Origin of the sequence: Sphaerisporangium rhizosphaerae (assembly GCF_042665155.1) — a bacterium.
Taxonomy (GTDB): domain Bacteria; phylum Actinomycetota; class Actinomycetes; order Streptosporangiales; family Streptosporangiaceae; genus Sphaerisporangium; species Sphaerisporangium rhizosphaerae.
This window is the reverse complement of the sequence record NZ_JBHTCG010000014.1, coordinates 73,833-98,960: the sequence shown is the minus strand read 5'-3', so window position 1 is coordinate 98,960 and position 25,128 is coordinate 73,833. Positions and strand designations below refer to the sequence as shown.

At 71.3% G+C, this 25,128-nt stretch carries 22 protein-coding genes; 8 read left to right on the top strand and 14 right to left on the bottom strand.

Features of this window, described 5'->3' with window-relative positions; genetic code table 11:
• Positions 1-265 precede the first annotated feature (265 nt).
• Together ACFQSB_RS21665 and ACFQSB_RS21660 are read right to left on the bottom strand one after the other, a co-directional pair.
• A complete protein-coding gene (locus ACFQSB_RS21665; RefSeq protein WP_380828678.1) occupies positions 266-1,624 on the bottom strand; it encodes an MFS transporter in 1,359 nt (452 codons plus the stop codon).
• Complete coding sequence (locus tag ACFQSB_RS21660) at positions 1,621-2,262, bottom strand: helix-turn-helix domain-containing protein (protein WP_380828677.1); 642 nt, start codon at positions 2,260-2,262, stop codon at positions 1,621-1,623. The genes ACFQSB_RS21665 and ACFQSB_RS21660 overlap by 4 nt, the downstream gene beginning before the upstream one ends.
• Positions 2,263-2,644: 382 nt before the next feature.
• On the opposite strand from ACFQSB_RS21660, the gene ACFQSB_RS21655 reads away from it, so the two are divergent.
• Positions 2,645-3,694, top strand: coding sequence for a DUF4037 domain-containing protein (locus ACFQSB_RS21655; RefSeq protein ID WP_380828770.1), 1,050 nt, complete (start codon positions 2,645-2,647; stop codon positions 3,692-3,694).
• A 112-nt stretch (positions 3,695-3,806) separates the two neighbouring features.
• Here the strand turns inward: ACFQSB_RS21655 and ACFQSB_RS21650 are convergent, their stop codons facing one another.
• The 7 genes from ACFQSB_RS21650 to ACFQSB_RS21620 all read right to left on the bottom strand — a co-directional run bounded on the left by ACFQSB_RS21650 (position 3,807) and on the right by ACFQSB_RS21620 (position 12,249).
• Entirely contained in the window at positions 3,807-5,042 is a 1,236-nt protein-coding gene (locus tag ACFQSB_RS21650; protein WP_380828676.1) for an iron-containing alcohol dehydrogenase, read from the bottom strand.
• Positions 5,043-5,124: 82 nt separating this feature from the next.
• The gene (locus tag ACFQSB_RS21645) at positions 5,125-6,585 is read right to left on the bottom strand and encodes an NAD-dependent succinate-semialdehyde dehydrogenase (RefSeq protein WP_380828675.1); all 1,461 of its coding nucleotides are present in this window, start codon (positions 6,583-6,585) and stop codon (positions 5,125-5,127) included.
• Between the two features lie 280 nt (positions 6,586-6,865).
• Positions 6,866-7,942, bottom strand: coding sequence for an ABC transporter ATP-binding protein (locus ACFQSB_RS21640; protein WP_380828674.1), 1,077 nt, complete (start codon positions 7,940-7,942; stop codon positions 6,866-6,868).
• Complete coding sequence (locus ACFQSB_RS21635) at positions 7,942-9,009, bottom strand: ABC transporter ATP-binding protein (RefSeq protein WP_380828673.1); 1,068 nt, start codon at positions 9,007-9,009, stop codon at positions 7,942-7,944. Before ACFQSB_RS21635 ends, ACFQSB_RS21640 begins: the two co-directional genes overlap by 1 nt.
• Entirely contained in the window at positions 9,009-9,920 is a 912-nt protein-coding gene (locus ACFQSB_RS21630; RefSeq protein WP_354926302.1) for a carbohydrate ABC transporter permease, read from the bottom strand. The genes ACFQSB_RS21635 and ACFQSB_RS21630 overlap by 1 nt, the downstream gene beginning before the upstream one ends.
• Positions 9,920-10,786 carry a carbohydrate ABC transporter permease gene (locus tag ACFQSB_RS21625; protein ID WP_354926304.1) on the bottom strand — a complete coding sequence of 289 codons (867 nt, stop codon included), beginning with the start codon at positions 10,784-10,786 and terminating at the stop codon, positions 9,920-9,922. The genes ACFQSB_RS21630 and ACFQSB_RS21625 overlap by 1 nt, the downstream gene beginning before the upstream one ends.
• An 80-nt stretch (positions 10,787-10,866) precedes the next feature.
• Positions 10,867-12,249: an extracellular solute-binding protein gene (locus ACFQSB_RS21620; RefSeq protein WP_380828671.1), complete on the bottom strand. Its 1,383-nt coding sequence runs from the start codon at positions 12,247-12,249 to the stop codon at positions 10,867-10,869.
• Positions 12,250-12,683: 434 nt separating this feature from the next.
• Between ACFQSB_RS21620 and ACFQSB_RS21615 the strand changes: the two genes are divergently transcribed.
• The 3 genes from ACFQSB_RS21615 to ACFQSB_RS21605 all read left to right on the top strand — a co-directional run bounded on the left by ACFQSB_RS21615 (position 12,684) and on the right by ACFQSB_RS21605 (position 14,931).
• A complete protein-coding gene (locus tag ACFQSB_RS21615) occupies positions 12,684-13,427 on the top strand; it encodes a GntR family transcriptional regulator (RefSeq protein ID WP_354926308.1) in 744 nt (247 codons plus the stop codon).
• 93 nt (positions 13,428-13,520) lie between these two features.
• The gene (locus tag ACFQSB_RS21610) at positions 13,521-14,090 is read left to right on the top strand and encodes a DJ-1/PfpI family protein (RefSeq protein WP_138666282.1); all 570 of its coding nucleotides are present in this window, start codon (positions 13,521-13,523) and stop codon (positions 14,088-14,090) included.
• A gap of 19 nt (positions 14,091-14,109) precedes the next feature.
• Positions 14,110-14,931: an alpha/beta fold hydrolase gene (locus ACFQSB_RS21605; protein ID WP_380828669.1), complete on the top strand. Its 822-nt coding sequence runs from the start codon at positions 14,110-14,112 to the stop codon at positions 14,929-14,931.
• Between the two features lie 89 nt (positions 14,932-15,020).
• Here ACFQSB_RS21605 and ACFQSB_RS21600 read toward each other — a convergent pair whose 3' ends face one another.
• Positions 15,021-15,998 (bottom strand): aldo/keto reductase, encoded by a 978-nt coding sequence (locus ACFQSB_RS21600; protein WP_354849372.1) that lies wholly within the window; start codon positions 15,996-15,998, stop codon positions 15,021-15,023.
• 55 nt (positions 15,999-16,053) lie between these two features.
• Positions 16,054-17,070 (bottom strand): tyrosine-type recombinase/integrase, encoded by a 1,017-nt coding sequence (locus ACFQSB_RS21595; protein WP_354849375.1) that lies wholly within the window; start codon positions 17,068-17,070, stop codon positions 16,054-16,056.
• A gap of 241 nt (positions 17,071-17,311) precedes the next feature.
• Between ACFQSB_RS21595 and ACFQSB_RS21590 the strand changes: the two genes are divergently transcribed.
• Positions 17,312-17,710 carry a RidA family protein gene (locus ACFQSB_RS21590; RefSeq protein WP_380828666.1) on the top strand — a complete coding sequence of 133 codons (399 nt, stop codon included), beginning with the start codon at positions 17,312-17,314 and terminating at the stop codon, positions 17,708-17,710.
• A gap of 79 nt (positions 17,711-17,789) precedes the next feature.
• On the opposite strand, the gene ACFQSB_RS21585 is transcribed toward ACFQSB_RS21590, so the two are convergent.
• Positions 17,790-18,674, bottom strand: a complete 885-nt coding sequence (locus ACFQSB_RS21585; RefSeq protein WP_380828665.1) for an NAD-dependent epimerase/dehydratase family protein — start codon at positions 18,672-18,674, stop codon at positions 17,790-17,792.
• 313 nt (positions 18,675-18,987) lie between these two features.
• On the opposite strand from ACFQSB_RS21585, the gene ACFQSB_RS21580 reads away from it, so the two are divergent.
• The gene (locus ACFQSB_RS21580; RefSeq protein ID WP_380828664.1) at positions 18,988-19,878 is read left to right on the top strand and encodes a LysR family transcriptional regulator; all 891 of its coding nucleotides are present in this window, start codon (positions 18,988-18,990) and stop codon (positions 19,876-19,878) included.
• 35 nt (positions 19,879-19,913) lie between these two features.
• Here the strand turns inward: ACFQSB_RS21580 and ACFQSB_RS21575 are convergent, their stop codons facing one another.
• A complete protein-coding gene (locus ACFQSB_RS21575; protein ID WP_380828768.1) occupies positions 19,914-20,894 on the bottom strand; it encodes a tyrosine-type recombinase/integrase in 981 nt (326 codons plus the stop codon).
• A 350-nt stretch (positions 20,895-21,244) separates the two neighbouring features.
• Between ACFQSB_RS21575 and ACFQSB_RS21570 the strand changes: the two genes are divergently transcribed.
• Together ACFQSB_RS21570 and ACFQSB_RS21565 are read left to right on the top strand one after the other, a co-directional pair.
• Positions 21,245-21,421, top strand: a complete 177-nt coding sequence (locus ACFQSB_RS21570) for a hypothetical protein (RefSeq protein WP_380828662.1) — start codon at positions 21,245-21,247, stop codon at positions 21,419-21,421.
• 688 nt (positions 21,422-22,109) lie between these two features.
• The gene (locus tag ACFQSB_RS21565) at positions 22,110-23,357 is read left to right on the top strand and encodes a glycosyltransferase (RefSeq protein ID WP_380828661.1); all 1,248 of its coding nucleotides are present in this window, start codon (positions 22,110-22,112) and stop codon (positions 23,355-23,357) included.
• A gap of 110 nt (positions 23,358-23,467) precedes the next feature.
• Here ACFQSB_RS21565 and pdxR read toward each other — a convergent pair whose 3' ends face one another.
• Positions 23,468-25,072: a MocR-like pyridoxine biosynthesis transcription factor PdxR gene (gene pdxR, locus ACFQSB_RS21560; protein ID WP_380828660.1), complete on the bottom strand. Its 1,605-nt coding sequence runs from the start codon at positions 25,070-25,072 to the stop codon at positions 23,468-23,470.
• Positions 25,073-25,128 lie beyond the last annotated feature (56 nt).

Here is a 25,128-nt window from a genome sequence, read left to right as displayed (position 1 = left end):
TCCCTGGGGCGTGCCTGTGATGGGCCGCCGGGGGTCAGCCCAGGGTGCGGGACGAGAGGCGCCGAAGACCAGTCTTGTTCTTGCGCGCCGCATCAGCCGCCCGACGTTTCCGCAGCTCATGGCCTGGTAGTCGGAGAGCCCGCCCCAGCCGGACGGCGCTTCGGCCGGGCCGCCGGCATACGACGCGGGAGGCCTGGCGGCGTCGTTGGCGGCGTCCCGGGGGCGGGGAGAGGACGGTGGACGTGCGTGCCTGGAGATCGGTCGGTCAGGCGGGGGAGGGGGCGTCCGTGCTCTGACCGGGCGGCACGGTGGTGGTGTGCGGGGATGTGACCGTGGCGGTCGCGGGAGACGATGTGCCGCGGTGACTCCACAGCAGCGCTCCTGTGGCCGACATGGTGCCTGCGAGCAGCCAGGGAACCGGGCCGGGCGGCAGGACACCGATGAGCAGGCCGGTGAGGACGCCGGCCAGTTGCAAGGCCAGAGACTGGACCGACAGGGCGGTCGCGCGGCCCGCACGGGTGACACGGCGGTGCAGCAGGTCATTTTCGCTCGGTGCGGCGCAACCGCGCCCCAGGTACACCAGGGCGTAGCCGGTGACCGCGAGGATCGTCGCGGGCGCGGCGGTGGATGCCGCGGTGACGCCGAGCAGGAGCAGTCCGCAGGCGCTGGTCCCAAGACCTGCCAGGACGGCGCGTTCGCCGCCGCCGGTGAGGCGCGCGGCGAGCGGTGCGAGGTGGCTGCCGAGGCCCGAGCACAGAAAACCGGCGCAGGCGAGCGAGGCGAAGACCACCGCACCCGACTCCGACGCGCCGGTCAGGGCCGCGACACGTCCCGGCGAGAGCAGCTCGACGGCGGCCAGGGTGCCGCCGGCGGCTCCCGCGCTGAGCAGGACGCGGCGCACCAGCCCGTCACGTGCGCCCAGGCGCAGTCCGCCCGCGATGGTGACGGGGATGCCGCGCAGTACGCCGCGCACCGTGGCCGCCGGCCGAGGCTGCTCGCGCAGGGCCGTCAGGACGTACAGCACGAAGACGATCTCGATGGCGGCGGCCAGTAGCAGCGGGATGGACAGAGGAACGACCAGGTCCGAGGTCGCCTCTGTGAGCCATCTCCCCACCTGCGGGCCGGTCGTCAGCAGCCAGGGCAGGGCGCCGCCGAGCAGGGTGCCGGTGGCGAGCGCGGCCGAGGTCGCGGTCTTCCCCCGGGCCAGACCGGTGTGCAGGTCGGCGCCGGGGCCGGAATGCGCCTGGGCGAGGTCCACGTACCAGGCCTCGGCGGGCCCGCTGGACAGGGCGCGGCCGGCGCCCATGAGCACCATGCCACAGGTGAGGACCCAGGGTGCGACGCCCAGGCCCACGACCATGAGAGCGGCCAGATTCAGCAGCCCGGCGGCGGCCAGGACGGTGCGGCGGCCAAGGACGTCCGACAGCCCTCCTGTGGGCAGCTCCAGCCCGGCGGCGGTGAAGGAGTGCGCGGCGAACAGGCCCGCGATGGCCGCCAGGGACAGACCGCGTTCGGTGAACAGCAGGATCAGGGGCGCGATGGTCAGACCGGCCGCGAGCCAGAAGAGGCCGCAGGCTGTGACGTAGCGGCGGCGGGCGGCGCGCATGTCCAGCGGCTCGGTCATGACGCGTCGTCCTGCGGGCACGATGGGAGGGGGGTGCCGGGATCGGTGGTGGGATCGTAGGGCGCGAGAGGCAGTCCGGCGATGAGGAAGACGATCTGCGCGGCGCGGGGGTCGTCGGCGTCGCGGCCGGTCAGTTCCGCCACCTTCCGATCGACCACCTGCCGCAGCTCGGTGAGAGACTCGGGGGTCAGCCGGAGCAGCAGGTCTGTCATGTCGGATGGTTCGAGCCACTCTTGGCCGAGTCGCCCGGCGGCGATGTCGGCCTCATGCCGGGCGAGGGACGCTTGCAGGTGTTCGATCTGCCGCCTGCGCGCGAAGCCGACGAAGGCGCGGCTTTGCGGGGCGGTGTCCATCGCGGTGTTGCTCCACGACGTCGCCGAGTGCACCGCCCGCCAGCGGCGCTCTCGCCTGTCGCGGTGCTCGGCTTCGGCGACGAACGCGTATCTCGCCAGAACCCGCAGGTGGTAGCTGGTGGAGGAGGAGGTCTGCCCGGTCCTGACGGCGAGTTCGCTCGCTGTGGCGGGCCCGTCTTGCCGCAGCAATCCCAGCAGCCGGATGCGCAGGGGGTGCGTGAGCGCCTTCAGCGCGGCGGCATCCTGCTCAGGGTCCAGAACGCGCTTGTGCTGTTCGCCTGCCATGGCTGAAGAGTAGATCTATGGACCGTCTTTCCCAAAGTATTTATGCAAAAATTGTTTGGGAAAGTGTTGTAGTGGGGTGCGGAGACGGGGCAGGGGAGTGGCGGAGTTCGGCCGCCGGGGTTGCGGGTGCTCGGGAGCGGTCGCGCCACGGGGGCGACCGGCTCGATGCGGGACCGGCGAGCGGTGCCTGTCGTGGTTTCGTGGACAGCGTGAGTGCCACTGGCCTGATGTCCGTTTTGACTTACTTTGTAAGGGGGTACGGGTGGAGCGAGCCACATAGATCAACTCCCAAAACCTCTCAACCAGGCAACAGAGCCGGGGCAGAGGGGTGCGAGGAAAACCAGGTGAAGCGGAGCGGTCCGCGAGGCACAGTTGTTGAGTGATGTCCGATTACGCTGCTGGTTTCGTGCCGGGTCTGCCCCTGTCACGCGCGTTCTATACAGAAGTCGTCCACCCCCTCATCGGCCAGGTGCCGCACGGCGCCGCGCTGATCGGCCCGGGCTCGGAGGTGCTGGCCTTCGACACCGAACGCTCGGCCGACCACGACTGGGGGCCGCGGGTGCTGGTGTTCGTCCGGCCCGGGTGCGAGGCCGGTCTGTCGGAGCGGCTCGGCGCCGCGCTGCCCGAGCGGTTCCGCGGCTACCCGACCGTTTTCGGGTCCGACCGCAACCCGCCCCGGCATGGGGTGGTGGTCACCGTGTTCGAGCAATGGGCGCGCTCGCGGCTCGGGTTCGATCCACGCGGCCCGATCGGCACGGCCGACTGGCTCGGGGTGTCCTGGCAGCGGCTGGCCGAGATGACCAGCGGCGAGGTGTTCCACGACGGGCTGGGCGAGCTGGAGGCCGCCCGGGCCAACCTGCGCTGGTACCCCCAGCAGGTGTGGCGGTACGTGCTGGCCTGTCAGTGGCGGCGGGTCGCAGAGCTGGAGAGCTTCCCCGGGCGGTGCGGCGAGGTCGGCGACGACCTGGGGTCACTGCTGGTCACCGCCCGCCTGGTCGAGGAGCTGATGCGGCTGTGCCTGCTGATGCGCCGCCGCTACCCGCCCTACGCCAAGTGGCTGGGCAGCGCGTTCGCCCGTCTGGGCGGGTCGGCGGAGCTGGGGGAGATGTTCGCCGCGGCGCTGGCGGCGCGCGGCTGGCGGGAGCGCGAGGGGCACCTGTGCCGCGCCTACGAACGGGTGGCCGCGCTGCACAACCGTCTCGGGCTGACCGAACCGTTGCAGGCGTCGGTGCGGGAGTTCCACGACCGGCCGTTCCGGGTGATCGGCGCCGGCCGCTTCGCCGACGCGCTGCTGGGCACGGTGGACCCCGCGCTGCGGGCCTCGCGCGCCGACGGGTCGGTGGACCAGTTCTGCGACAGCGTGCAGGTGCTGGGCGACAGCACCCGTTCTGTGGCCGTCGTCCGCGCGCTGCGCGACCCGGCCGGCACCTGAACCCATGTCTCACACCGGCGGTGTGCGCGGTGCCGCTTTGCGCTCGTGCCGGCGGCGCATCATCGCGGGTCTCGTCTCTGAGGGACTGGATGAGTTCCAGCGTCTCCCGTCGCTATCTCTGCTCCGGAGTCAGGACGTGTGGGGTCCGGTCTCCGATCCAGGCCGCTTCGAGGATCGCGGTCAGGCTGGCGGTGTCGGTGGGGCCTGGATGGTTCTGGATCAGGCGGGTGACGCCACCGGCCATCTCCGCGAAGCGCGGGAGGTCGGCGCGTGCCACGCCGATGTCCGCCAAGGTGGCAGGGATGCCGATGTCGGCGAGGAGCCCGTCGAGCCAGGTGAGGAACGTCTCCGCGGCCTCGGCATCCGAGGCGCCGGTCACCTCGAGCCCGCACACCCGGGCGAGGGTGGCCAACCGGTCGCCGATGGCGTCCTTGGCCGCGTCCAGCGCGTAGGGCAGCAGAAGTCCGACGCCCAGGCCGTGCGGTGTGTGGGTGGCCGCGCCGATGGGGTACTGGAGGGCGTGCGGAGCCCCGTTGCCCGCGTGGGAGAACGCGAGTCCGGCCAGCATGGACCCGTAGGACATGTCCGCGCGCGCGTCCTTGTCGCCTCCGTCCCTGACGACACGGGGCAGGCTGCGGGCGATCCGCTCCGCGGCCAGCAGCGCGTAGTGGTCGGTGATCGGGTTGCGGCCGAGGAAGACCTGCTCCACCGGGTCGCGCGGTCCGTGGGGGCGGGGTCGCGCGGTGTAGCTCTCCACCGCGTGGCAGAACGCGTCGATGCCGGAGTGGGCGGTGACGGTCGCAGGGCAGGTGTAGGTGAGCTCGGGGTCGACGATGGCGAAGTCGGGCACGATGTGGACGCTGGAGACCCCCACCTTCAGCTCGCGGTCCGGGTCGGTCAGCACCGAGACGGGCGTGAGTTCGGAGCCGGTGCCTGACGTCGTCGGGACCGCGACGAGAGGGATCGTCGGCCCCGGCACCTTCGACTCGCCGTAGAAGTCGCGCGGCGTCCCACCGTGGCGCCGGATGACGCCGACGATTTTGGCCAGGTCGATCACCGTGCCACCCCCGATGGCGAGGATCACGTCGGCGTTCACCTCTGCGGCGACCGAGACGGCCAGGGCGACATCGGTGAGTGGCACGTCCGGAGTCGCGTCGGCGAACACCCCGGCGACGTCGGCCTTCTCCCGCACGGCGGCCACGATCTCGGCCACGCCCGGCTGGCCCAGAAGAACCCGGTCGGTCACGATGAGGACGCGCGAGCCGCACTCGGCCACCACTCGCGGGATGTTCTGCGCGACCCCTTCTCCCACTATCAGCTGGCGTGGTCCGCGGACGGTCTGGAGCATGTCGGTGCCTCTCTGGAACGTTGGCGGTGAGTTGCCGGGCGGACGTCGAGGTCGCCTGCGAGACCGGGACGGCGCAGGCCGGTCAGGGTAGGTCGATCGCCGCGTAGGTGACGTCGAGGTACTCGAGGATGCCCTCGTGCGACCCCTCCTTGCCGATCCCGGACTGCTTCACGCCTCCGAAGGGAGCCGACGGGTCGGAGATCAGGCCACGGTTGATGCCGAGCATCCCCGTCTCCAGTCCCTCGGTGAACCGCAGCGCCCGCTGGAGGTCACGGGTGAAGACGTATCCGACCAGGCCGTGCTCGGTGTCGTTGGCCTTCGCGATCACCTCCTCGTCGGAGGTGAAGGAGATGATCGGCGCCACCGGGCCGAAGATCTCCGCCTGCAGCATCCGCGCGTCTTCGGGCACGTCGGCCAGGACCGTGGGCGGGTAGAAGTGGCCCGGCCCGTCCGGACGCTCGCCGCCCACCAGGACGCGGGCGCCGCGGTCGACCGCGTCGGCGACGAGCTCGTCGATCTTGGTGACCGAGGCCTCGTCGATCAGCGCACCGACGTCCACGCCGTCGTCGAGGCCGTGGCCCACCGAGAGCGCGCCCATCCGCTCGGCGAAGCGCGCCGTGAACTCCTCGCGCACCGGCTCCTCGACGTAGATCCGGTTGGCCGCGATGCAGGACTCCCCGATGTTGCGCATCTTGGCCACCATGGCACCGTCGATCGCGACGTCCAGGTCCGCGTCGGCACACACGATCAAGGCCGCGTTGCCGCCCAGTTCCATGGAGGTGCGCAGCACGTTGTCCGCCGCCTGTCGTAGCAGCACGCGCCCGACTTCGGTGGACCCGGTGAAGGAGAGCTTGCGGGTCCGGCGGTCGGCCAGCAGTGCTGAGACCACCTCGCCGGCACGCTCGGTCGTCACGATGTTGACGACGCCCGGGGGAACGCCGACCTCCTCCATGATGCGGGCCAGGAGCAGCATGGTGAGTGGGGTCTGGGATGCCGGCTTGGTGATCGTCGTGCAGCCCGCCGCCAGCGCGGGAGCGATCTTGCGGGCGCCCATGGCCAACGGAAAGTTCCAGGGCGTCACAAAGACGCACGGTCCGACCGGCTTCGGGACGGTGAGGATGCGATATCCACCTGCGGGAGCGGTGTTGTAGCGCCCCTCGACGCGCACCGCCTCCTCGGCGAACCAGCGGAAGAACTCGGCGCCGTAGGCCACCTCTGCCCGAGCCTCGGCGAGCGGTTTGCCCATCTCGAGCGTTATCAGCCGGGCGACCTGCTCGGATCGCTCGGTCAGTGCCCGGTACGTGGCGGTCAACAGCTCTGACCGTTTCCGCGGCGGGGTCGCCGCCCACTGCGCCATCGCCTTGCTCGCCGCGTCCAGAGCGGCGAGCCCGTCAGCGACGTCGGCGTCCGCCACCTCGGCGATGGTCTTGCCGGTGGCCGGGTCCTCGACGGCGAAGGTGGCTCCGCCGGCGGCGTCGCGCCAGGCGTCGCCGATCCGCAGCCGCCGGTGCTCGGGGGCCAGGACGTTCATCGGGTCACTCATCGCGTCGCCTCCTGTGATGTTCTCGGTGATGTCCAGCGTGACCTCGGCGATCGCGCCACGCGCGGTGACGAACGGGTCACACGACCTCGTCGGGGTCGCCGAGCGGGTCGGACGTGGCCCCGGCTAACGTGGCCCCGGCCGCGGGGCGACGCCCCGCGCCACCGATCGCCGTCTCGGGCCATGGCCGCTTCGGCGCCGTCAGGGCCGTGCTCACCGGTGACCATCCGCGAAGGCTCGATCGCCGCGTGCGGGCGCACGGTGACGTCGCCGCCCCGCGCGGTTACCTCCCGGCCTGCGACAGCGCCAGCCCGGTGCCCGCGTCGAACAGGTGCGCACGGTCCAGGTCGACCGTGACGTGCAGCCGCTCGCCCGGCGTACCGGTGAGGGTGGGTCGTGCCTTGACCTTGAGGATCTGTGTCCCGACTCGGACGTCGACCACCGTCCGGTCACCGAGCGGCTCGAGGCCGTAGAGCTCGCCCGGCAACGACGCGTTCCCGCGCCGCTCGACGGACAGGTCCTCCGCGCGCAGGCCCAGCAGCAGCGGTCGACCGTCCTCGGCGGTGGTCCAGCGGGGCCGCGGCAGCGTCCAGCCTTCCGCCCCGACCAGACGATCTCCCTCGGCGTGGCAGGCGAGCAGGCTGATCTGCGGGCTGCCGACGAAGCCTGCGACCCACTGGTTGGCCGGCCGCTCGTACACCTCGGTCGGTGTTCCGACCTGTTGCACCTTCCCCTCCTTCAGGACCGCGACCTGGTCGGCCATGGACAGGGCCTCGACCTGGTCGTTGGTCACGTAGACGAAGGTCGCTCCGAGGCTGCGGTGGATGCGGGTGAGCTCGGTGCGCATCTCGACGCGGAGCTTGAGGTCGAGGTTGGTCAGCGGCTCGTCCATGAGGAACGCGCGCGGGCTACGGACCAGCGCCCGGGCCAGGGCGACACGCTGCATCTCACCGCCCGACAGCTGCGCGGGACGGCGCTGCAGCAGGCGTTCGATGTGCAGCAGGCTCGACATCCGCTCGACGGCGGCGGCGATCTCGCTGGAGGAACAGCGGCGTGCCCGCAGCGGCGAAGCGATGTTCTCGTAGGCCGTGTGCCGCGGGTAGAGGGCGTAGTTCTGGAAGACCATGGCCAGGTCGCGTGCGGCCGGGGAGTCACCGGTGGCGTCTTTGCCGTCCAGGTGCACCGACCCGGCGTCGAGCTTCTCAAGGCCGGCGATCGCCCGCAGGGTCGTCGTCTTGCCCGCCCCGGAGGGGCCGAGCACGACGAAGAACGATCCGTCCGGCACCTCCAGCGTCACCCCGTCCAGGGCCTGGACCTTACCGAAGGACTTGCTCAGCCCGTGCGCTGCCACGGTTCCCATCAGGCCACCAGCTCTTCCGTGCTCACGTCGTAGACCGCCGGGGTCGCGCCGGTGTGCCGCAGCCCGACCGATGCGTCCGCGGCGAAACGGAGGGTCGGGGGCATCCGGACCCGTACGTCGCGCGAGCCGCCGTGGTCGACCACGTAGATGATCTCGTCGCCCAGCCACTCCGCCGAGACCACGCGGGCCGGGACCGAACCTTCCGCCCCTGGTTCTGTGACTTCCAGCGCCTCCGGCCGGACGCCCGCGACCAGGCTACGGTCGCGCGGCAGGCCTGGCGGTGGCGTGAGATCCAGTCCGCCCTTGGCGCGCAGCTTCCCGTCGGCCACCTCCACCTCGATCAGGTTCATCGGCGGGGAGCCGATGAACGCGGCGCAGAAAAGACTCGCCGGGCGGTCGTAGACCTCCAGCGGCGTGCCGATCTGCTCGACGCGGCCCTTGTTGAGGATGGCGATTCTGTGACCGAGCGACATCGCCTCGACCTGGTCGTGGGTGACGTAGACCATCGTCGTCCCCAGTTCCCCCTGCAGGTGCTTGATCTCCGTGCGCATGTCCGCCCTCAGCTCCGCGTCCAGATTGGTGAGCGGTTCGTCCATGAGGAATGCGCGCGGTCGCCGCACCAGGGCGCGGGCGAGCGCGACGCGCTGCTGCTCCCCGCCGGACAGCCGGCGCGGCCGCCGGTCCAGGAGCGGACCGAGCCGCATCAGCCGGGCGGCCTCCTCGACCCGCTCGCGCACCTCCGCCTTGGGCAGTCCCTCGGCCCGCAGGGGGAACGCCAGGTTGTCGCGGGTTCGCAGATGCGGGTAGAGAGCGTAGAACTGGAACACCATGGCGATGTCGCGCTCGGCGGGCGGCAGGTCGTTGACCAGCGTGTCGCCGATGCGGATGTCGCCCGTCGTCTGCCTCTCCAGGCCGGCTATGGCCCGCAGCGTGGTCGTCTTGCCGCACCCCGAAGGGCCGAGCATCACGAACAGCTCGCCGTCGCCGATGGACAGGTCCACGTGCTCGACCGCGACCGTCCCGTCCGGGTAGCGCTTGTGCAGGGCGGTCACCTCGATGCCCGCCATCAGCGTCGCACCGCCCCGAGCGTCACACCGGCGACCAGGTGCTTGCGCACCAGGTAGGCGAAGACGAGCACCGGCAGGGCGAACACCACGGAGGCGGCGGCCACCAGGCCCCAGTCCACGGTGGTGCCACCGATGAGGCCGGCGATGGCGGGTGGGGCCGTGCGCACGTTGTCGCTGGAGGTGAGGAAGATGGCGAACACGAACTCGTTCCACGAGAAGATGAGGGCGAACACCGCCGTCGCGGCGATGCCGGGCAGGAGCAGGGGAAGGGTGAATCGCCGGAACGCCTGCAGGCGGGTGTAGCCGTCGAGCATGGCGGCGTCCTCGTACTCCGCGGGCACCTCGTCGACGAACCCCTTCATCATCCAGATCGTGAAGGGGACGTTGAACGCGGCGTAGATGAGGATCAGGCCGAGCTGGGTGTTGATGAGCCCGGCTTGGCGGTACATGAGGAAGATCGGGATCACGACCACCACGGGCGGCATGAACCGGGTGGACAGGATGAAGAACAGCTGGTCCTTCTTGGCCTTCACGGCGAAGCGTGAGTAGGCCCAGGCCGCCGGGACCCCCAGCACGGTGGCCAGCGCCGTGGAGACCCCGGCGACCACGACGGAGTTGAGGAAGGAGACCGACAAGGGCGAACGACCGCCGCCGGAGGCGACGAACACGTCCTTGAAATGGTCCAGAGTGACCTTGAAGTCGAAGAACTTGGCCGGGATGGCGTAGACGTCCCGGTTCTCCTTGATGGAGGTCTCGATCATCCACAGCACCGGGAAGAGCATCACGACGGCCAGCACGGCCAGCAGCGCGACCTCCAGCACGGCGCGGCCCCGGCCGCCGAAGCGGCGCGCGGGGGGCGTGTGATCCCGGGCAGGACCTGTGGACACGGCCTCGTCGACGGAGACGGCCATCAGTCCTCCTTGAGCTTGTTCAAGTAGCGCAGGTAGAGCTGCGTGAGGACGATCACGACCAGGACCATGAGGATCCCGTACGCCGAGGCGGTTCCGGTGTTGAAGCCCAGGAACGCGACCTTGTAGACGTGGAACGACAACGTCTCGGTGGAGACCCCCGGACCTCCGCTGGTGAGGATGTAGACGAGGTCGAACAGCCGGAAGGCCTCGATGGCCCTGAACAACACGGCGATGAGGAGCAGCGGCCACACCAGCGGAAGAGTGATGGTGCGGAACCGGAACCACTCCGACGCCCGGTCGATCGAGGCGGCCTCGTACAGGTACTTGGGAACCGCGGTGAGGCCCGCGAGTGCGATGAGCATGATGAACGGCGTCCATTGCCAGGTGTCGACCACGATCAGGGAGATCAGTGCCGTCCGCTGCCGGGTGAGCCACTCCACCTGCCCCAGGCCGAGCGAGCCGAGCATGCTGTTGACCACGCCGAACTGCGCGTCGAGCATGAACCGCCAGAACAGCCCGACCACGACCGGCGACAGCATCATCGGAACCAGGAACAGAGTGGTCAGCACTCCTCGCCCGTGCGTGCGCCGTGAGATCAGGTAGGCGATGGCGAAACCGAGCACCGTCTGCAGGGCGACCGCGCCGACCACGTAGATCAACGTCGTCAGGGCCCTCAGGTGGACCTGCGCCGAAGCAAGGACCGCGGTGTAGTTCTCGAACCAGATGAAATGGGCCGGCCCCCCGCGGGTGGCCGAGTAGTCGGTGAACGACAGGTACAACGCCCACAGCAACGGGAACACCGACATCGCCAGCAACAGCAGCAGCGCGGGGGAGATGAAGGCCACGGCGAGCCCGCGGTCGCTCAACCGGCGGGACCGGCCCGGTGCAGGCGGCGTCGCGGACGCCACCTGCCCGGGGCGGTCGGTCGTCAGAGGGGCGGGGTCACTCACAGTCCGCCGCCGCCCTTGCCCTTGCCGGAGTCGAGCACGCCCTGCTGCCCCTTGGCGATGTCGTCGAGCGCCTCCTTCGGCTTCTTCGCGCCGTTGAGAGCCGCGTTCACGTTGGTGTTCTCAATGTCGACCAGGCGCGCGTACTCAGGCACATTCCACATGTCCCGCATCCGCGGCACCGAGTCGGCGTACACCTTGTTGAACGGCCCGGCGTTGAGGAACTCGGGCGAGGCCAGGGCGTCGGTACGCGACGGCACGCCACCGGCCGCGGCCCACTTCTTCTGGATGTCGGCCTGCTCGAACCACTTCATGAAGTTCAGGGCCTCGGCCTGGTTCGCCTCGGGGGAGTAGGCCGACACGTGCATCCCCATGCCGCCGAGAGGCACCAGGTTGGTCTTCTGGGTCGGCAGGGTGGCGAAACCCAGCTTGTCGAGGATCTGCTCCCGCGTGGTGCCGAGCGTCGACTGCTTGGGGTCGAGCAGGCCGCCGCTCGCGGCGATCCAGTTGAACGCGATGCACGCCTTGCCCTGGGCGACCGCCGCGTTCACCTCGTCGATGAACCAGTTGCCGGAGCCCTTGGCGGTCAGCGGCTTCATCTTGTTGACCAGGACGTCCATCGCCTCCTGGCCCGCGGGGTCGTTGAGGACGCCGTCGATCTTACGCGTCTTGGGGTCCCAGAGGTTGCCGCCGTAGACGCCGTTGACCGTGTTGTAGGTCACGGCCGCGGCGTCGGAGCCGTTGGCCTGGTGGAAGGCCAGGCCGCTGATGCCAGGGTTCTCCGTCTGGCACTTCTGGGCGGCTGAGATCATCTCGTCCCAGGTCTGCGGCGGCTTGTCGCCGATCAGGTCCTTGCGGTAGATCATCGTCCAGGTGTCGCCGAGCAGCGGCAGTCCGTACATGCTGGCGTTCTCGTCGCGCTTGCCGGTCTCCGCCTGGGGGAACTGGCCGTAGGCCGCCAGCAGGTACGGGTTGTAGGCGTTGACGTCGATGTTCTTCTTGACGAAGTCGGTGATGTCGAGGATGTTGCCGTTCGTCACGGCCTCGCCGATGTGCTGCGAGTCCAGGATCGGGATGTCGAAGTCGGTCTTGTGCGCCGCGAACTGGGTGAACATCGCGTCGTGCCAGTTCGCGTTCGGCACGGTGTTGACCTTGACGGTCACATTCGGCCGATCCTTTTTGTACTCGGCGTTCGCGAAGGCTTCCAGCGCGTGGGCGGGGGGCCAGTCGAACCAGATGAAGCTGAGGGTCAGCGGGTCCTTGGTGAGCTCGGGGATGGTCGCCGGCGCCTTGGGGGCGCTCGCCTTCGCGCCGTCGTCCGAGCCGCCGCCGCAAGCCGCCACGGTCGTGGCCAGCAACATGGCCGCCGTCGCCAGCTGCACCTTTCGACCGGGAATGGACAGTCGTCCTATTCGCTGGGGATACCGCACCTTCTTGCCTGCTTTCTGGGGGGGTGTCTGGGGCCTTGCTGCGTGCTTCGCCGAGCGGTTGCCGGGTTGTTCAGGCGTGTCGCCGGCCGTCGCGGGCCGGCCCGCGGACCGGCGTCACGAGTACGCCGCGACGTGATGGGGCTTCAAGCGGTCGAGAGGTCCTTCGGTCCTCGTGCGGCCCGGTGGCGAACCGAGTAGGACGTCGAGCATGCTCATGGGAGCTCCAACCGATCGAAGCGGAGCGATGGCGGGCGGTTCCCCGATGGGTGAAGGATGGCCGGCATCCGTCACGTTTCCTATACGATCCGAGTGGGGGCAGCATCCCGCAGCGTTGCGACCGATGTCAACAGGTCCCCCGAAGACGCAGGAAAGGACCTCACGTCACGATGGACGACGAAGCGATGATCGCGCGGCGCCGTGGGGCCATGACGGGCGGAAAGCCGCCGGGAAGATCTCGCGGCCGGCTCGCCGACGAGGTGTACGACACGCTGCTCGGACAGCTGATGTCGCTACGGATCGAGCCCGGCTCCCGCGTCACGATCGACGTCCTGGCGCGAGAGCTGGGGGTCTCGCAGACGCCGATCCGAGACGCTCTGAACCGCATGGAGGCCGAGGGCCTGGTCGTGCGCGTGCCCCATGCCGGCTATCGCATTCCCCCCCAGATCACCCGTCACCGATTCGAGGACATGCTCGAGGTCCGCCTGCTCCTGGAGCCGGCGGCGGCGCGCAGATCCGCCGAACGCGCGTCCTCGGGGCAGGTGGCCGGTCTGCGGCGCATGCTGGAGGAGATGGCGGAGCTGGAGGGGGGCGACGGGGCCATGGCCTATGGCGCCTTCGGGCTGCGCGACGCCGCTTTCCACGACCTCGTCGCCCTGAGCGCGGAGAACCAGGTCATCCGCGAAGCGCTCGCACGCCTGCACACCCACGTGCACCTGTTCCGGCTTCTCCACGACACCCAGGTCACCCACCTGGCCATGGCCGAGCACGAAGAGGTCCTGGCCGCGATCGCCGCGCGTGACCCCGACGCCGCCGCCTACGCCATGCGCCGGCACATCCTGCTGTCCGGCGAGCGGTTCCGGCGATTGTTCGACGAGGCCAAGGACGCGGACGGAATGGCGGTGGAGGCTTGACGGGCGGCCTGGGCCGAGGAATGCTAACCCAATCGGATCGGATTGGATCGGATTGGATCCACCTCACCCGCCCCCAGATGTGAGGAGAAGCAGGTGCCCAGAGCACTGCTCCTGACCGGCGACGCCGCCGAGGAGCTCGACACCATGTACCCCTACTATCGCGTGCAGGAGGGCGGCTGGGACGTTGACGTCTCGTCACGGACGATGCGTGACGTGCAGCTGGTCATCCACGAGTTCGACCCCAACTCCGACGCCTACGTGGAGAAGAACGGCCGCAAGCTGCCGGTCGACGTGCCCTGGGCCGAGGTCGACGTCGAGCGCTATGACGCCCTCATCATCCCCGGAGGACGCGCCCCCGAGTGGATCCGCGTCGACGCCGACGTCAGGCGCATCACCGAGCACTTCTTCGCGCGCAACCTCCCCATCGCGCTGGTGTGCCACGGCGCCCAGGTGCCGGCCGTGTACGGGCTGCTGAAGGGCCGAAAGACGGCGTGCTTCCCGCCCATCACCGGTGACATGGAGAACGCTGGCGCGACGGTCATCGACGCTCCCGACGTCGTGGACGGCAACCTCGTCTCCTGCCGGGGGTGGCCCGACATGCCGCAGTTCGGCAGGGCGATGATGGAGGTCTTCTCCAAGTCCATCAACTCCGCATCGGCATGAGCACACCGGAGCCGTCTCGGTGACGGCACTTCGGACCGTCACCGTCGACGGCTCTCCCGTCCACGTCCTGGAGAGCGGCACCGGGCCCGCGGTGCTGATGCTGCACGGCTCCGGACCCGGTACGACCGGATCCGGCGCCTGGGCGGCGACGGCACAGGCACTCGGCACGTCCTGGCACCTGGTGGCTCCCGACCAGGCGGGATTCGGCCGTACACCGATCCCCGCGGGCTCCAGGGGCGGGCTGCGGCTGTGGACGGAGCAGGCCGCGGGCCTGATGGACGCTCTCGGCGCCGAGCACTACGCCGTGGTGGGCCACTCCATGGGCGGTGCCGTGGCGCTGGCGTTGGCGGCCGCGCGTCCACAGCAGGTCACCCGTGTCGTGGCGGTCTCGACGATGGGCGCCCCCGGGGCGCCGCTGTCCGCCGAGCTCGACGCGATCTGGGCCGCCCCCGCCGGCCCGCACGGGGCACGAGACATGTTGAGTCGCCTCGTCCTGGACCAAGCGCTCGTCACCGAATCGGCCATCGCCGCCCGTGCGGACGCGATGCGAGCGGGGGCGGCCGCGTTCGCGTCGTTGTTCCCTCCACCCAGGGCACGCTGGGCCGACGAGCTCACCCTCCCGGCGCGAACCCTGGCAGGGATCCGCGCGCCCGTGCTGCTCGTCCACGGCGCCGAGGACCGAGTCACCCCGCTCAGCACCGCAGCCCTGCCCCTGCTCGAACACCTGCCCGATGTCCGTCTGCACGTGCTCGGCCGATGCGGGCACGTGCCGGCGCTGGAGCACCCGCACGACTTCAGGCGACTCCTGACATGCTTCCTCGGCCCGGAACAAGGTCACTGATCGCCGCGACAGATCCGCAGCCCGTGCTCAAGCAGATCAGCATAGGGACGTGACCGGGGCCGACCCCGACGGGCCGACCCCTCAGGGGATCACCAGCGGTGGTGGACCAGCGGGCGGATCAACTCGTCGTACACCGACGCCACGGCGGCATGGGTCGGCTCCGACAGCGGCGCCAGCCGCGCGGCGGCGGCGTTGGCCGCGGCCTGCCGCTCATTGCGGGCGCCGGGGATCACCACGCTGACCGCCGGGTGGTCGATGATCCAGCGCAGCGCGAACTGGGCCGTCGTCATCCCCTCGGGGACCAGCGGCTTGAGCCGCTCCACCGCCGCCAGACCCGTGGCGTAGTCCACGCCCGAGAAGGTCTCCCCGACGTCGAAGGACTCCCCGTGCCGGTTGAAGGCCCGGTGGTCGTCAGGGCCGAAACTGGTGTGCTCGTCGTAGCGGCCCGACAGCAGGCCGCTGGCCAGCGGCACCCGCGCGATGATGCCCACCCCGGCCTCGGCCGCCGCCGGAAGCACCTGCTCCAGCGGCTTGAGCCGGAAGGCGTTGAAGATGATCTGCACGCTGGCCACACCCGGCCGCGCGATCGCGGTCAGCGCCTCCTGGCAGGTCTCCACGCTCACCCCGTAGGCGGCGATCCTGCCCTCCTGCACCAGGGTGTCCAGCGCGTCGTACACCGCCTGATCGCTGAAGACCGGGGTCGGCGGGCAGTGCAGCTGCACCAGGTCGATGGTGTCGACGCCGAGGTTCTGCCGCGACCGGTCGTTCCAGGCCCGGAAATTGTCCAGCGTGTACGCCGACGGCACCTGCGCCACCCGGCGGCCCATCTTGGTGGCCACCGTCAGCCCCGGCCGCTCCTTGAGCAACCGGCCGACGATCTGCTCGCTGCGCCCGTCACCGTACACATCGGCCGTGTCGATGAACGTCACCCCCGCCTCGACGGCGGCGTGCAGCGTCGCCAGCGCGTCGTCCTCGCCCACCTCACCCCAGTCGGCGCCCAGCTGCCACGCCCCCAGGCCGACGACCCCGACCTGCCTGCCCGTTCTTCCCAATTCACGCTTTTGCACAGCCCGATCGTACGGGCCCGCACCCGCCCCCGAGGACGGCGGGTGACCAACGCGGTCAGCCGCCCGCCGCACGCCCCCGCAGCAGCGGATGCGCCCGCATCGCCACCTCCAGCTCCCCGGGCAGCTCGTCACGGTAGCGGCCCAGCGTCGCCAGGTCGCTGTGCCCCAGCACCCGGCGCACCGCGTCCATGTCGACCGCGTCGGCCAGCAGATGCGTCGCGGTCGTGTGCCGCAGCCCGTGCGGGGTCACCGAACGCCGCTGCGCCGGGTCGACCCGCCGCTGCACCCGGTCGATCACCGCCTGCACATCACCCCGCGCCAGCCGCCGCCCCCGCCACGACAGCAGCAACGCCTTCTCGGCCGTGGCCGGCCGGGCGGCCGCCAGGTAGACCTCCAGCACCTCGGCGACATCGCCCGGCAACGGCACATCACGCGTCTTGCCGCCCTTGCCGAAGATGCGCCAGTAACGCACCCCGTCATTGGTGTAGAAATCCTCGACATTGGCACGCACCAGCTCAGACACCCGCGGGCCCAGCGTCGACAGCAGCAGCACGATCAACGCGTCACGCACCTCGGTGCGCTGGTCACGCCGCCCGCCCCGCGGCTCGGCCACCGCCTGCTCACGCGCCGCGCCCACCAGCCCCTGCGCCTGCTCACGGGTCAGCGCCCGGCGCTCGGCGCGCAGCCCGCCGCGTTCCTTGGCCGTGACGGTGGCCGTGGTCATCGGATTGACCTGCACCCAGCCCGACAGGGTCGCGTGCTTGAAGAACGCCGACACCGACCGGCGGAACCGCGACTGCGAAGAGGGACTCTGCGCCGCGCCGGCGGGGGAGGAGCGCCGCCCGTCGGGCTTGCGCGCGAACGCCAGCAGCACCGCGTCGACATCCTCACCGGTCAGATCGTCCAGCACACGCCCGGCCCCCGCCAGCTCGGCGAAGGTGGCCACGTCACGGCCGTACACCTCGGCCGTCGCCGGGGACAGCGCCCCGGTGACCGTCTTGGCGCGCACCAGCTCCACATAGCGGTCGACGCACTCCTCCACGGTGAGGCGCTTGAGCTTCACAGGCCGCATCGATCAGTCCTTCCGGAGGGCAACCACGGGCACCGTACCGGCCCCCACCGACAATTGCGCTCGCCCGCGCTCGCCGAACGCGATCACACCATCGCCCACCGGCCCGATCTTCCACCCACGCGAGCACTTCGCCGCCAGGGACGAACCAGAGCCGGGCGGCGCAAAACCACATGACAGCCGGCCGGCACCCCCGCCATGATGACCGCGATCACCACATCCACCCGAGGCAAGGAGCCCCGCCATGGCACGCCGCACCATCACCACCGGCCTGCTCCCGCCGCCCGGATACGCCCACGCCGCCGTCGTCGAAGCGGGGGAGAGGCTCGCCTTCATGGCCGGAGCCGTCCCCCTGGACGCCACCGGCGCCCTGGTCGGCGAGGGCGATCCCGCCGCCCAGACCCGCCAGGTCCTGGCCAACCTCGCCACCGCCCTGCACGACGTCGGCACCGGCCTGCGGCACGTCATCGCCAGCACCGTCTACGTCGCCACCACCCGCCATCAGGACCTGCCGGAGGTGTGGGAGGTCGTGCGCGCCAGCGCACTGTCCGACGGCCCGCACACCTCCACACTGCTCGGCGTCTCCTTCCTCGGCTACACCGGCCAGCTCGTCGAGATCACCGCCACCGCCGTCATCCCCTGACCGGCCCCGCCGCTCACGCGCCGACCCGCCCGCCGCCGTCATCGGGGACGGCGGCCACCCGGCCCCCGGGAACGCCCTGTCACCGCGCCACCGGATCGCGTGGCCCGGACAGCTCGGCCAGCGCGTCGACCCGCGTGGGCCTCCACCCCAGCTCCCGCCGCGCCCTGGCCCCGGTCATCCGCTGGTCCAGCGCGAACGCCTCGGCGATCGGCCCCATCCGCTCCACCGCCCCGGCCAAACCGATCGACTCCGTCCGCCCCCCGAGCCCCGCCCCGCGGCTCAACGCCCGCGTGACCTCCGCCAACGGCACGTTCTGGCCGCTCACCCCCGCGTACACCGCACCCGCCGGCGCACCGAGCGCCAGCACGTACAGCTCGGCGACGTCGTCCACATGCACCAGCGCCCAATGATTGGCCCCGTCCCCGATGCACGGCACCGCACCCGCCTCGAGCCCCGGCTCCACGAAGAACCCCTGCGTCAGCCCGCCACCCCGGCCGTACACCAGACCCGGCATCACCACCACCGGACGCCCCCCGCACCGCGCCCTGGCCAGCACCCGCCTCTCGTTCTCCGGCCGCCACGCCGTGATCGCCGGCGGACGCAGCGGCGCCTCCTCACCGACCACCCCATCGGTGTCCCCGTACACCCACACCCCGCCGGTGTGCACATACGGCCGCCCCCCGGCGCCGTCCAGCAGCGCCTCGGCCGCCGCCAGGTCCACCCGCGCGGTGTCCCCGGCGTAGTCCGCCCCCAGATGGATCACCCCGTCCGCCTCGGCCGCCGCCTCGCGCAGCACCTCAAGGTCGCCCAGAGCGCCCCGCACCGGCCGCGCCCCGAGCTCCGCGACGACCGACGCCGAACGCTCGCCGCGCGCCAGCGCCGCCACCCGCACGCCACGCCGCCGCAGCGCCGCGATCGTGACCCGGCCGATGTATCCCGACCCGCCGGTGATGAACACCTTCATCGTTCCCAGATCCCTTCCAACCGCGGCGGGAACCCCCGCCGCGATCCACCATCACCCGGGGACCGATCGTGCGTCCAACACCTTCTCCAGCACCGGTGATGCCCACCGGGCATCACCCCCCCACGGTCACCCGCCCACCCCGGCCACGTCGCGGACCAGGGGAGAAGGGGACCAGAGGACAGGCAGGACCAGAGAGGGGGACCGGGGGACAGGCAGGACCGCGCGCAGCCCGCACCACCCGGCCCGGCCTACGCTGAGGACACTCCCGCGACACCGCCGGCAGACCACGCCGGCCCCCGGCCAGGAGGGTGCGATGGACATCGACCTGCGCAAACTGCGCTACTTCGTCGCCGTGGCCGAAGAACTCCACTTCGGACGCGCCGCCGAACGCCTCTACATCACCCAGCCCGTCCTGTCCCGGCAGATCCGCGCCCTCGAGCAAGACCTCGGCACCACCCTGTTCGCCAGGAACCGGCGATCCACCGAACTCACCCCCACCGGCCAGGTGCTCCTGGAAGAAGCCCGCCCCCTGCTGGCCTCGGCCACCGCGCTGACCCGCCGCCTCACCCGCGCCGCCCACGGCGCCCCCGCCTTCACCATCGCCTTCATGCCCGGCACCACCGTGACCGCCGCCGTGCGCGCCCTCACCGCCCGCCACCCCGGCCTGACCGTCAACCTGATGCGCACCACCTGGGACGACCAGACCGACGTCCTCCACGACGGCCGAGCCGACGCCGGCCTCGTGCGCATGCCCGTCGAACAACGCGGCCTGCGCCTGGTGCCCCTCTACACCGAGCCACGCGTCGCCGTCGTCTCCACCGAACACCGCCTGGCGGGCAAGACCACGATCAAGGTGGCCGACCTCGCCGGCGAACCCATGCTCCAACACCCCGACGCCGTCCCCGAATGGCGCGACCTGCCCGGCCGTCTCACCGGCCACCCCGCGACCCCACGCCCGGTGTTCCACAGCGTGGAGGAGAAACTCGAACACGTCGCCGCCTGCCACGGCGTCATCGTGCTGCCGCTGTCGGTCGCCGCCTACTACACCCGCCCCGACGTCACCCACGTGCCCGTCGATGACATCCCGCCCAACCAGGTGTGCCTGGCCTGGAGCCGCACCCGCCGATCACCCCTGGTGCAGGAGTTCGCCGACATCGCCGCCGACCACTTCACCACCGGCCCGCGCGCACCGCACCCCGTCTGACCCCGCCCCGCCCCCGGCTGCCGGCCGGCGTCGTCCTACGGGCCCGGATCCGGCCGCAGCCTGTCCAGCACCCCGTACGCCGGATTGCCCCGCGCCGCCGCCCGCACCTCCCGCGCCGTCGATGCCACATACGCCTGCCCGGTCACGATCGACGAATGGCCCAGCAACTCCATCAACTCGTGCGCCGAAGCACCCCGCTCGGCCAGCCGGGTAGCGAACTCGTGCCGCAGCGCGTGCACCAGCGTCCCCCGCTGCACCCGATCATGAACACCGGCGTACCGGTAACACTGACGCACCAGATACTGCAGGCCACCGCGCCGCAACGGCTCGTTTCCGGTGTCGACCAGCAACGCCGCCGACCGGGGGAGCGCTGCCGGCCCGAACCGCCGCGACCGGCTCGCCAGATACTCCTCGATCAGCCGCTCGATCGGCGGCTCGATCGGCAGCGACCGGGTCTTGCCGCCCTTGCCCACCACCTGGATCCGGCGATCACCCGCGGACCCGCCCACCGACCCCAGCGTCAGCCCCAGCAACTCCGCCGAACGCATCCCGGTCACCAGGGCCAGCGCCAGCACCACCAGGTCGCGCTCCACCCACGGATCGCGGGCCTTGCGCGCCCCGGCCGCCACCTGCTCCAGCAGCGTCTGCGACGCCGTCCCATCGCCCAGCAACGGCTTGGGCGCCTTGGCCGGCTGCTTGGGACGGGGGACCGCCGCCATCGGATTGCCCTCCAGCATCCCCTCGGCGACGCAGAACGTCAGGAACTGGTTCCACGCGCTCCACGCGCGGTTGACGCTCGCCGCCGAACGCGGACCGGCGAACTCGGCGAACGCGCCCCGCACCAGGCGGCCGCTCAGGCGGCGCACCTCCAGATCGGCCACCGGCACACCGGCCAGCTCCGCCGCCGCGGCGGCCACCGACCGCAGGTCGCGCTCGTACCCGGCGACCGTGTGCGGGGAGAGCTTCTTGGTGCGCAGCGAGGAGACGAACTCCGCCGCGGCTTCGGGCAGGCGCATCAGCACCAGCGGATCGCGGTCATCCACGGCTTTCACCCTCCGGAAAGCGGCGACCTCCTCGGACGCGGCGCACGTGGCTGCGATTATGCATCAAACCCGCACAAGTGGCCCGCCGACACGCCGGACCGGCCGCTGGGACCCGGCGCCCGCCGGGCCGGCGGGCGTTCACCGGCGCGTGAGGGGCCGGTGACCTGCGACGTCGTCGCGTGCGTAGAGGTGACGCCGGGGACCGCCGACGTCAGGGGCCGCGGCGGGAGAGCACGGAAGAGGCGTTCCCGCGAAGTGATGCATAAGTGCGATTATGCATCAAATAGCGATGAGGGCGCCGCCGAGAGGGTTTCCGGGCGGGCATGTTCGCGGTGTTCCGTGACGGCGTTCCCGTGAAGGTCGCCGCACGCGCCGCCGGCCAGGGCTCGCGCATGGTCTGGCCGCCGCGTGCCGCACGTATCGCGTGCCGCATGCACGGCGGGTTTCCGCCCGGCGGCGCCGGCGCATCGCCGCGCATGGCGGGTGTTCGCGCAACGTGACGATCGGGCGCACCTGCGGGACGATCATCCGTGAAACGATCTTGTGGGGTGGCGGCCTCGAGGCCGCCCGCTGCGGCATGTCCCGCACCGGCGCGCACGCGACGCGCGGCACGCCGTTCGGGCACGCGGACGATCCGGACGGCGGTCCAGCGGCGGCCGGCACCACTCAGCCCTCCACCCGCCCTTCTACGCCGAGATGTCTGATACCAGACAGAAGCTCAATTCTGTCTGGTATCAGACATAGGGCTTAGAAGTGCCCATAACCGTCCCATTCCCCCCTTCGAGATATCGCGCTGAGCCGTCGCCGTTCGATCGAACTTCACGTGCGGACGAGCCGCCGGCCGGTGTTCCGCGAATGGAGTACGGGACGCCTTGGAGATCGTCTCAGTGGGCGCCCCTCCCCCGGCCGCGCATGCGCTGTGGTGATCATCGAGGACGCCCTTGCGAGGGCTCGCCGGGGTGCGCGGACACGGCTGCGGTCGCCCAGCGGTGCCGGACGCGCGCGCCCGTCCCCCCGCGCAATGAAGGGGGCCGCCTGCGGAGCTGCGGAGCAGCGGAAGGGACAAGGAGGAATGCCCACTCCTTGCATTTCCAAGCTATAGCGCATGGGGGGCCTTGCCACAAGGCCCCGGTCGTGCCGCACAATCACCCCTCGACGCCGGAACACACCGAAACGGGGGGTCGTGGAATGCGGGTCGTATTGGAGACCTACGGGTCACGCGGGGACGTCGAGCCGATGACGGCGCTGGCGCTGCGGCTGAAGGCTCACGGCGCCGACGTGCGGGTGTGCGCGCCGCCGGACTTCGCGGAACTGCTGGACGGCATCGACGTGCCGCTGACCCCGCTCGGCTGGCCGATCCGCGCGCTGGCGACCGGGGCGGTTCCCGGGATGGCGCAGCCGCGTCTGTCCGACATCGCCGCCGAGCTGACCGCCATGGCCTATGAGGCGGTCGCGGGGGTGGCGGAGGGGTGCGCCGCGGTGGTGGCCACCGGGTCGTTCCCGGCGGTGGCCGGTGCGCGGGCGGCGGCCGAGAAGCTGGGCGTGCCCTACGTGTTCGCCTCCTTCTCCCCCAGTTACCTGCCGTCGCCGCATCATGCGCCTCGTCCCTGGCCGGGTCAGGTGGTACCGGCGGAGGTGACCGGCAACCGGGCGCTGTGGGATCTCAACGCCGCGCACATGGACGCGATGTTCGGTGAGACGATCAACGCTCACCGGGCCTCGGTCGGGCTGGCGCCGGTCGACGGCGTCCGTGATCATGTCTTCACTCGCCGCCCGTTCCTGGCGGCCGACCCGGTCCTTGGTCCGTGGCAGGAGACCTCGGAGCTGGAGGTGGCGCAGACCGGTGCGTGGATCCGGCCGGACGGGCGCCCGCTCCCGGCTGATCTGGAGGCGTTTCTCGCGGCCGGCGCGGAGCCGGTGTACGTGGGTTTCGGGAGCATGCTCGTGCGGGGGGCGAGCGCGCGGGAGGTCTCGCGGGCCGTCATCGACGCGGTGCGGTCGCAGGGCCGTCGCGTGGTGCTGGGGAGCGGCTGGGCCGATCTGGCGTTGGTCGATGATCGGGACGACTGTTTCGTGGTGGGCGAGGTGAACCAGCAGGAGTTGTTCGGCCGGGTGGCGGCGGTCGTGCACCATGGCGGTGCGGGTACCACGGTGACGGCGGCCCGTGCCGGGGCGCCGCAGGTGATCGTGCCGCAGGTGGCCGACCAGCCGTACTGGGCGGGGCGGGTGACCGAGCTGGGCATCGGGACGGGGCACGAGGGTCCGACGCCGGGGGTCGGGTCGCTGTCGGCCGCGCTGGAGGTGGCCCTTGCCGCTGAGACCGTTGCCCGTGCGGCCGTTGTGGCCGAGACGGTGCGCGTGGACGGGGCTGAGGTGGCCGCCGGGCTTGTGCTGGACATGGCCGTCGAGGCCGGCGAGGGCGGGTCTGCGGGCTGATCCCCGGCGGCGGCCCGCGTGGACGGCGGCCGTGCCCGTCCGCGGGGGCCGGTCATCTGTTGGTGGGGGTTGTTCGCCGCGTGGCGGTGTCGTGGTCTGGGGTGCGGTGTTCAGGATGGGTGAGGCAGCAGGCCGGCGATCACGGTGATGCCTTCGGTGATGTCGCCGGGGGCGGTGGCGGCGTATCCAAGGACCAGGCCCGGGGGGCCGGGGCGGTGGCGGTGCCATGACAGGGGCTGGACCTTGACTCCGCGTTCCAGGCAGGCCGCGGCGAGGGCGGTGTCGCTGACGTCCTCGGGGAAGGTGATCATGAGGTGCAGGCCGGCGGCGGCGCCGTGCACGGTGGCCTGCGGCAGGTGGGCGGTGATGGCGTCGATCATGGCGTCGCGGCGGCGGCGGTGTCGTCTGCGGATGTAGCGGAGTTGGCGTTCCATCTCCCCCGAGGCCATGACGTGGGCCAGGACGAGCTGGGTGAGGACGGCGTTGCCGAGGTCGGCGTTGCGTTTGGCGGTGATGAGGGCGTCGCGGTGCTCGGGCGGGGCGAGCAGCCATCCGACGCGCAGGGCGGGTGCGAGGAGCTTGGAGACGCTGCCGGCGTAGAAGACGTGGTCGCCGAGCATCGATCGCAGGGCGGGGACGGGCGGGCGGTCGTAGCGGTGTTCGGCGTCGTAGTCGTCTTCGATGATCAGGCCGCCGTCGGCGGCCCAGCGCATGAGGTCGCGGCGCCGGTGGCCGGACAGGACGACGCCGGTCGGGAACTGGTGGGCGGGGGTGAGCAGGACGGCGGGTGCGGTGGTGGCGGTGAGGTCGGTGACGCGCAGGCCGTCGGCGTCGACGGGGATGGGTGGGGTGGTGAGGCCCCAGTTGCGTAGTTGCTGGGCGGCGCCGAGGGATCCGGGGTCTTCGACGGCGATCTGGTCGATGCCGCGGTCGCGGAGGGTCTGGGCGATGAGGGCGAGGGCTTGGGCGACGCCGGCGACGATGAGGACGTGGGCGGGGTCGGTTCTGATGCCGCGGTTGCGGGCGAGCCAGTTGGCGACGGCCAGGCGCAGGGCGGAGGTGCCGCGGGGGTCTCCGTAGCCGAGTTGGGTGGCCGACAGGCCGGCCAGGATGGTGCGTTCGGCGCGGAGCCAGGCGGTGCGGGGGAAGGCGGCGAGGTCGGGGACGCCGGGTGACAGGTCGATGCGGGCGGGGGCGGCGCGCAGGGCGTCGAAGACGGTCTGGCCGGGTGTGGTGTCGAACAGGCCGGTGGGGTGGCCGTGGTGGTGGGGGCCGGTGGGTGGGGTGGATGGGGTGGGTGGGCGGGGTGCGGTGATGGGGGCGGCGACGACGACGGTTCCGGCTCGTCCTCGTCCGGCGATGTGGCCGTCGTCGATGAGGCGTTGGTAGGCGGCGGTGATCAGGCCGCGGGAGACGCGCAGTTCGGTGGCCAGGACGCGGGTGGCGGGCAGGCGGGTGCCGATGGGCAGGCGGCCGTCGGAGATGGCGTGCCGTAGTTGGGTGGCGAGCCATTCGGAGCGGCCGCGTGGGGGTGCGTCGGTGATGGTGAGTTGCAGGAAGTCCGAGCCGTGCAGGTCGTGCAGGTCGTGCGGGTCCTGCGGCAGGGGCTGGTGGGGTGGCTGGTGGGGTGGCTGGTGGGGTGGCTGGTGGGGTGGCGGGTCGCCTGAGGGCGGGGTTGTGGACCGGTTGCCGGTGGCGGGGGTGGTCCTGTTCATCGGGCCATTGTGCCGTGGCGTGGTGGGCGTATCGGCGAGGCGGCCGGCCCGTGCGT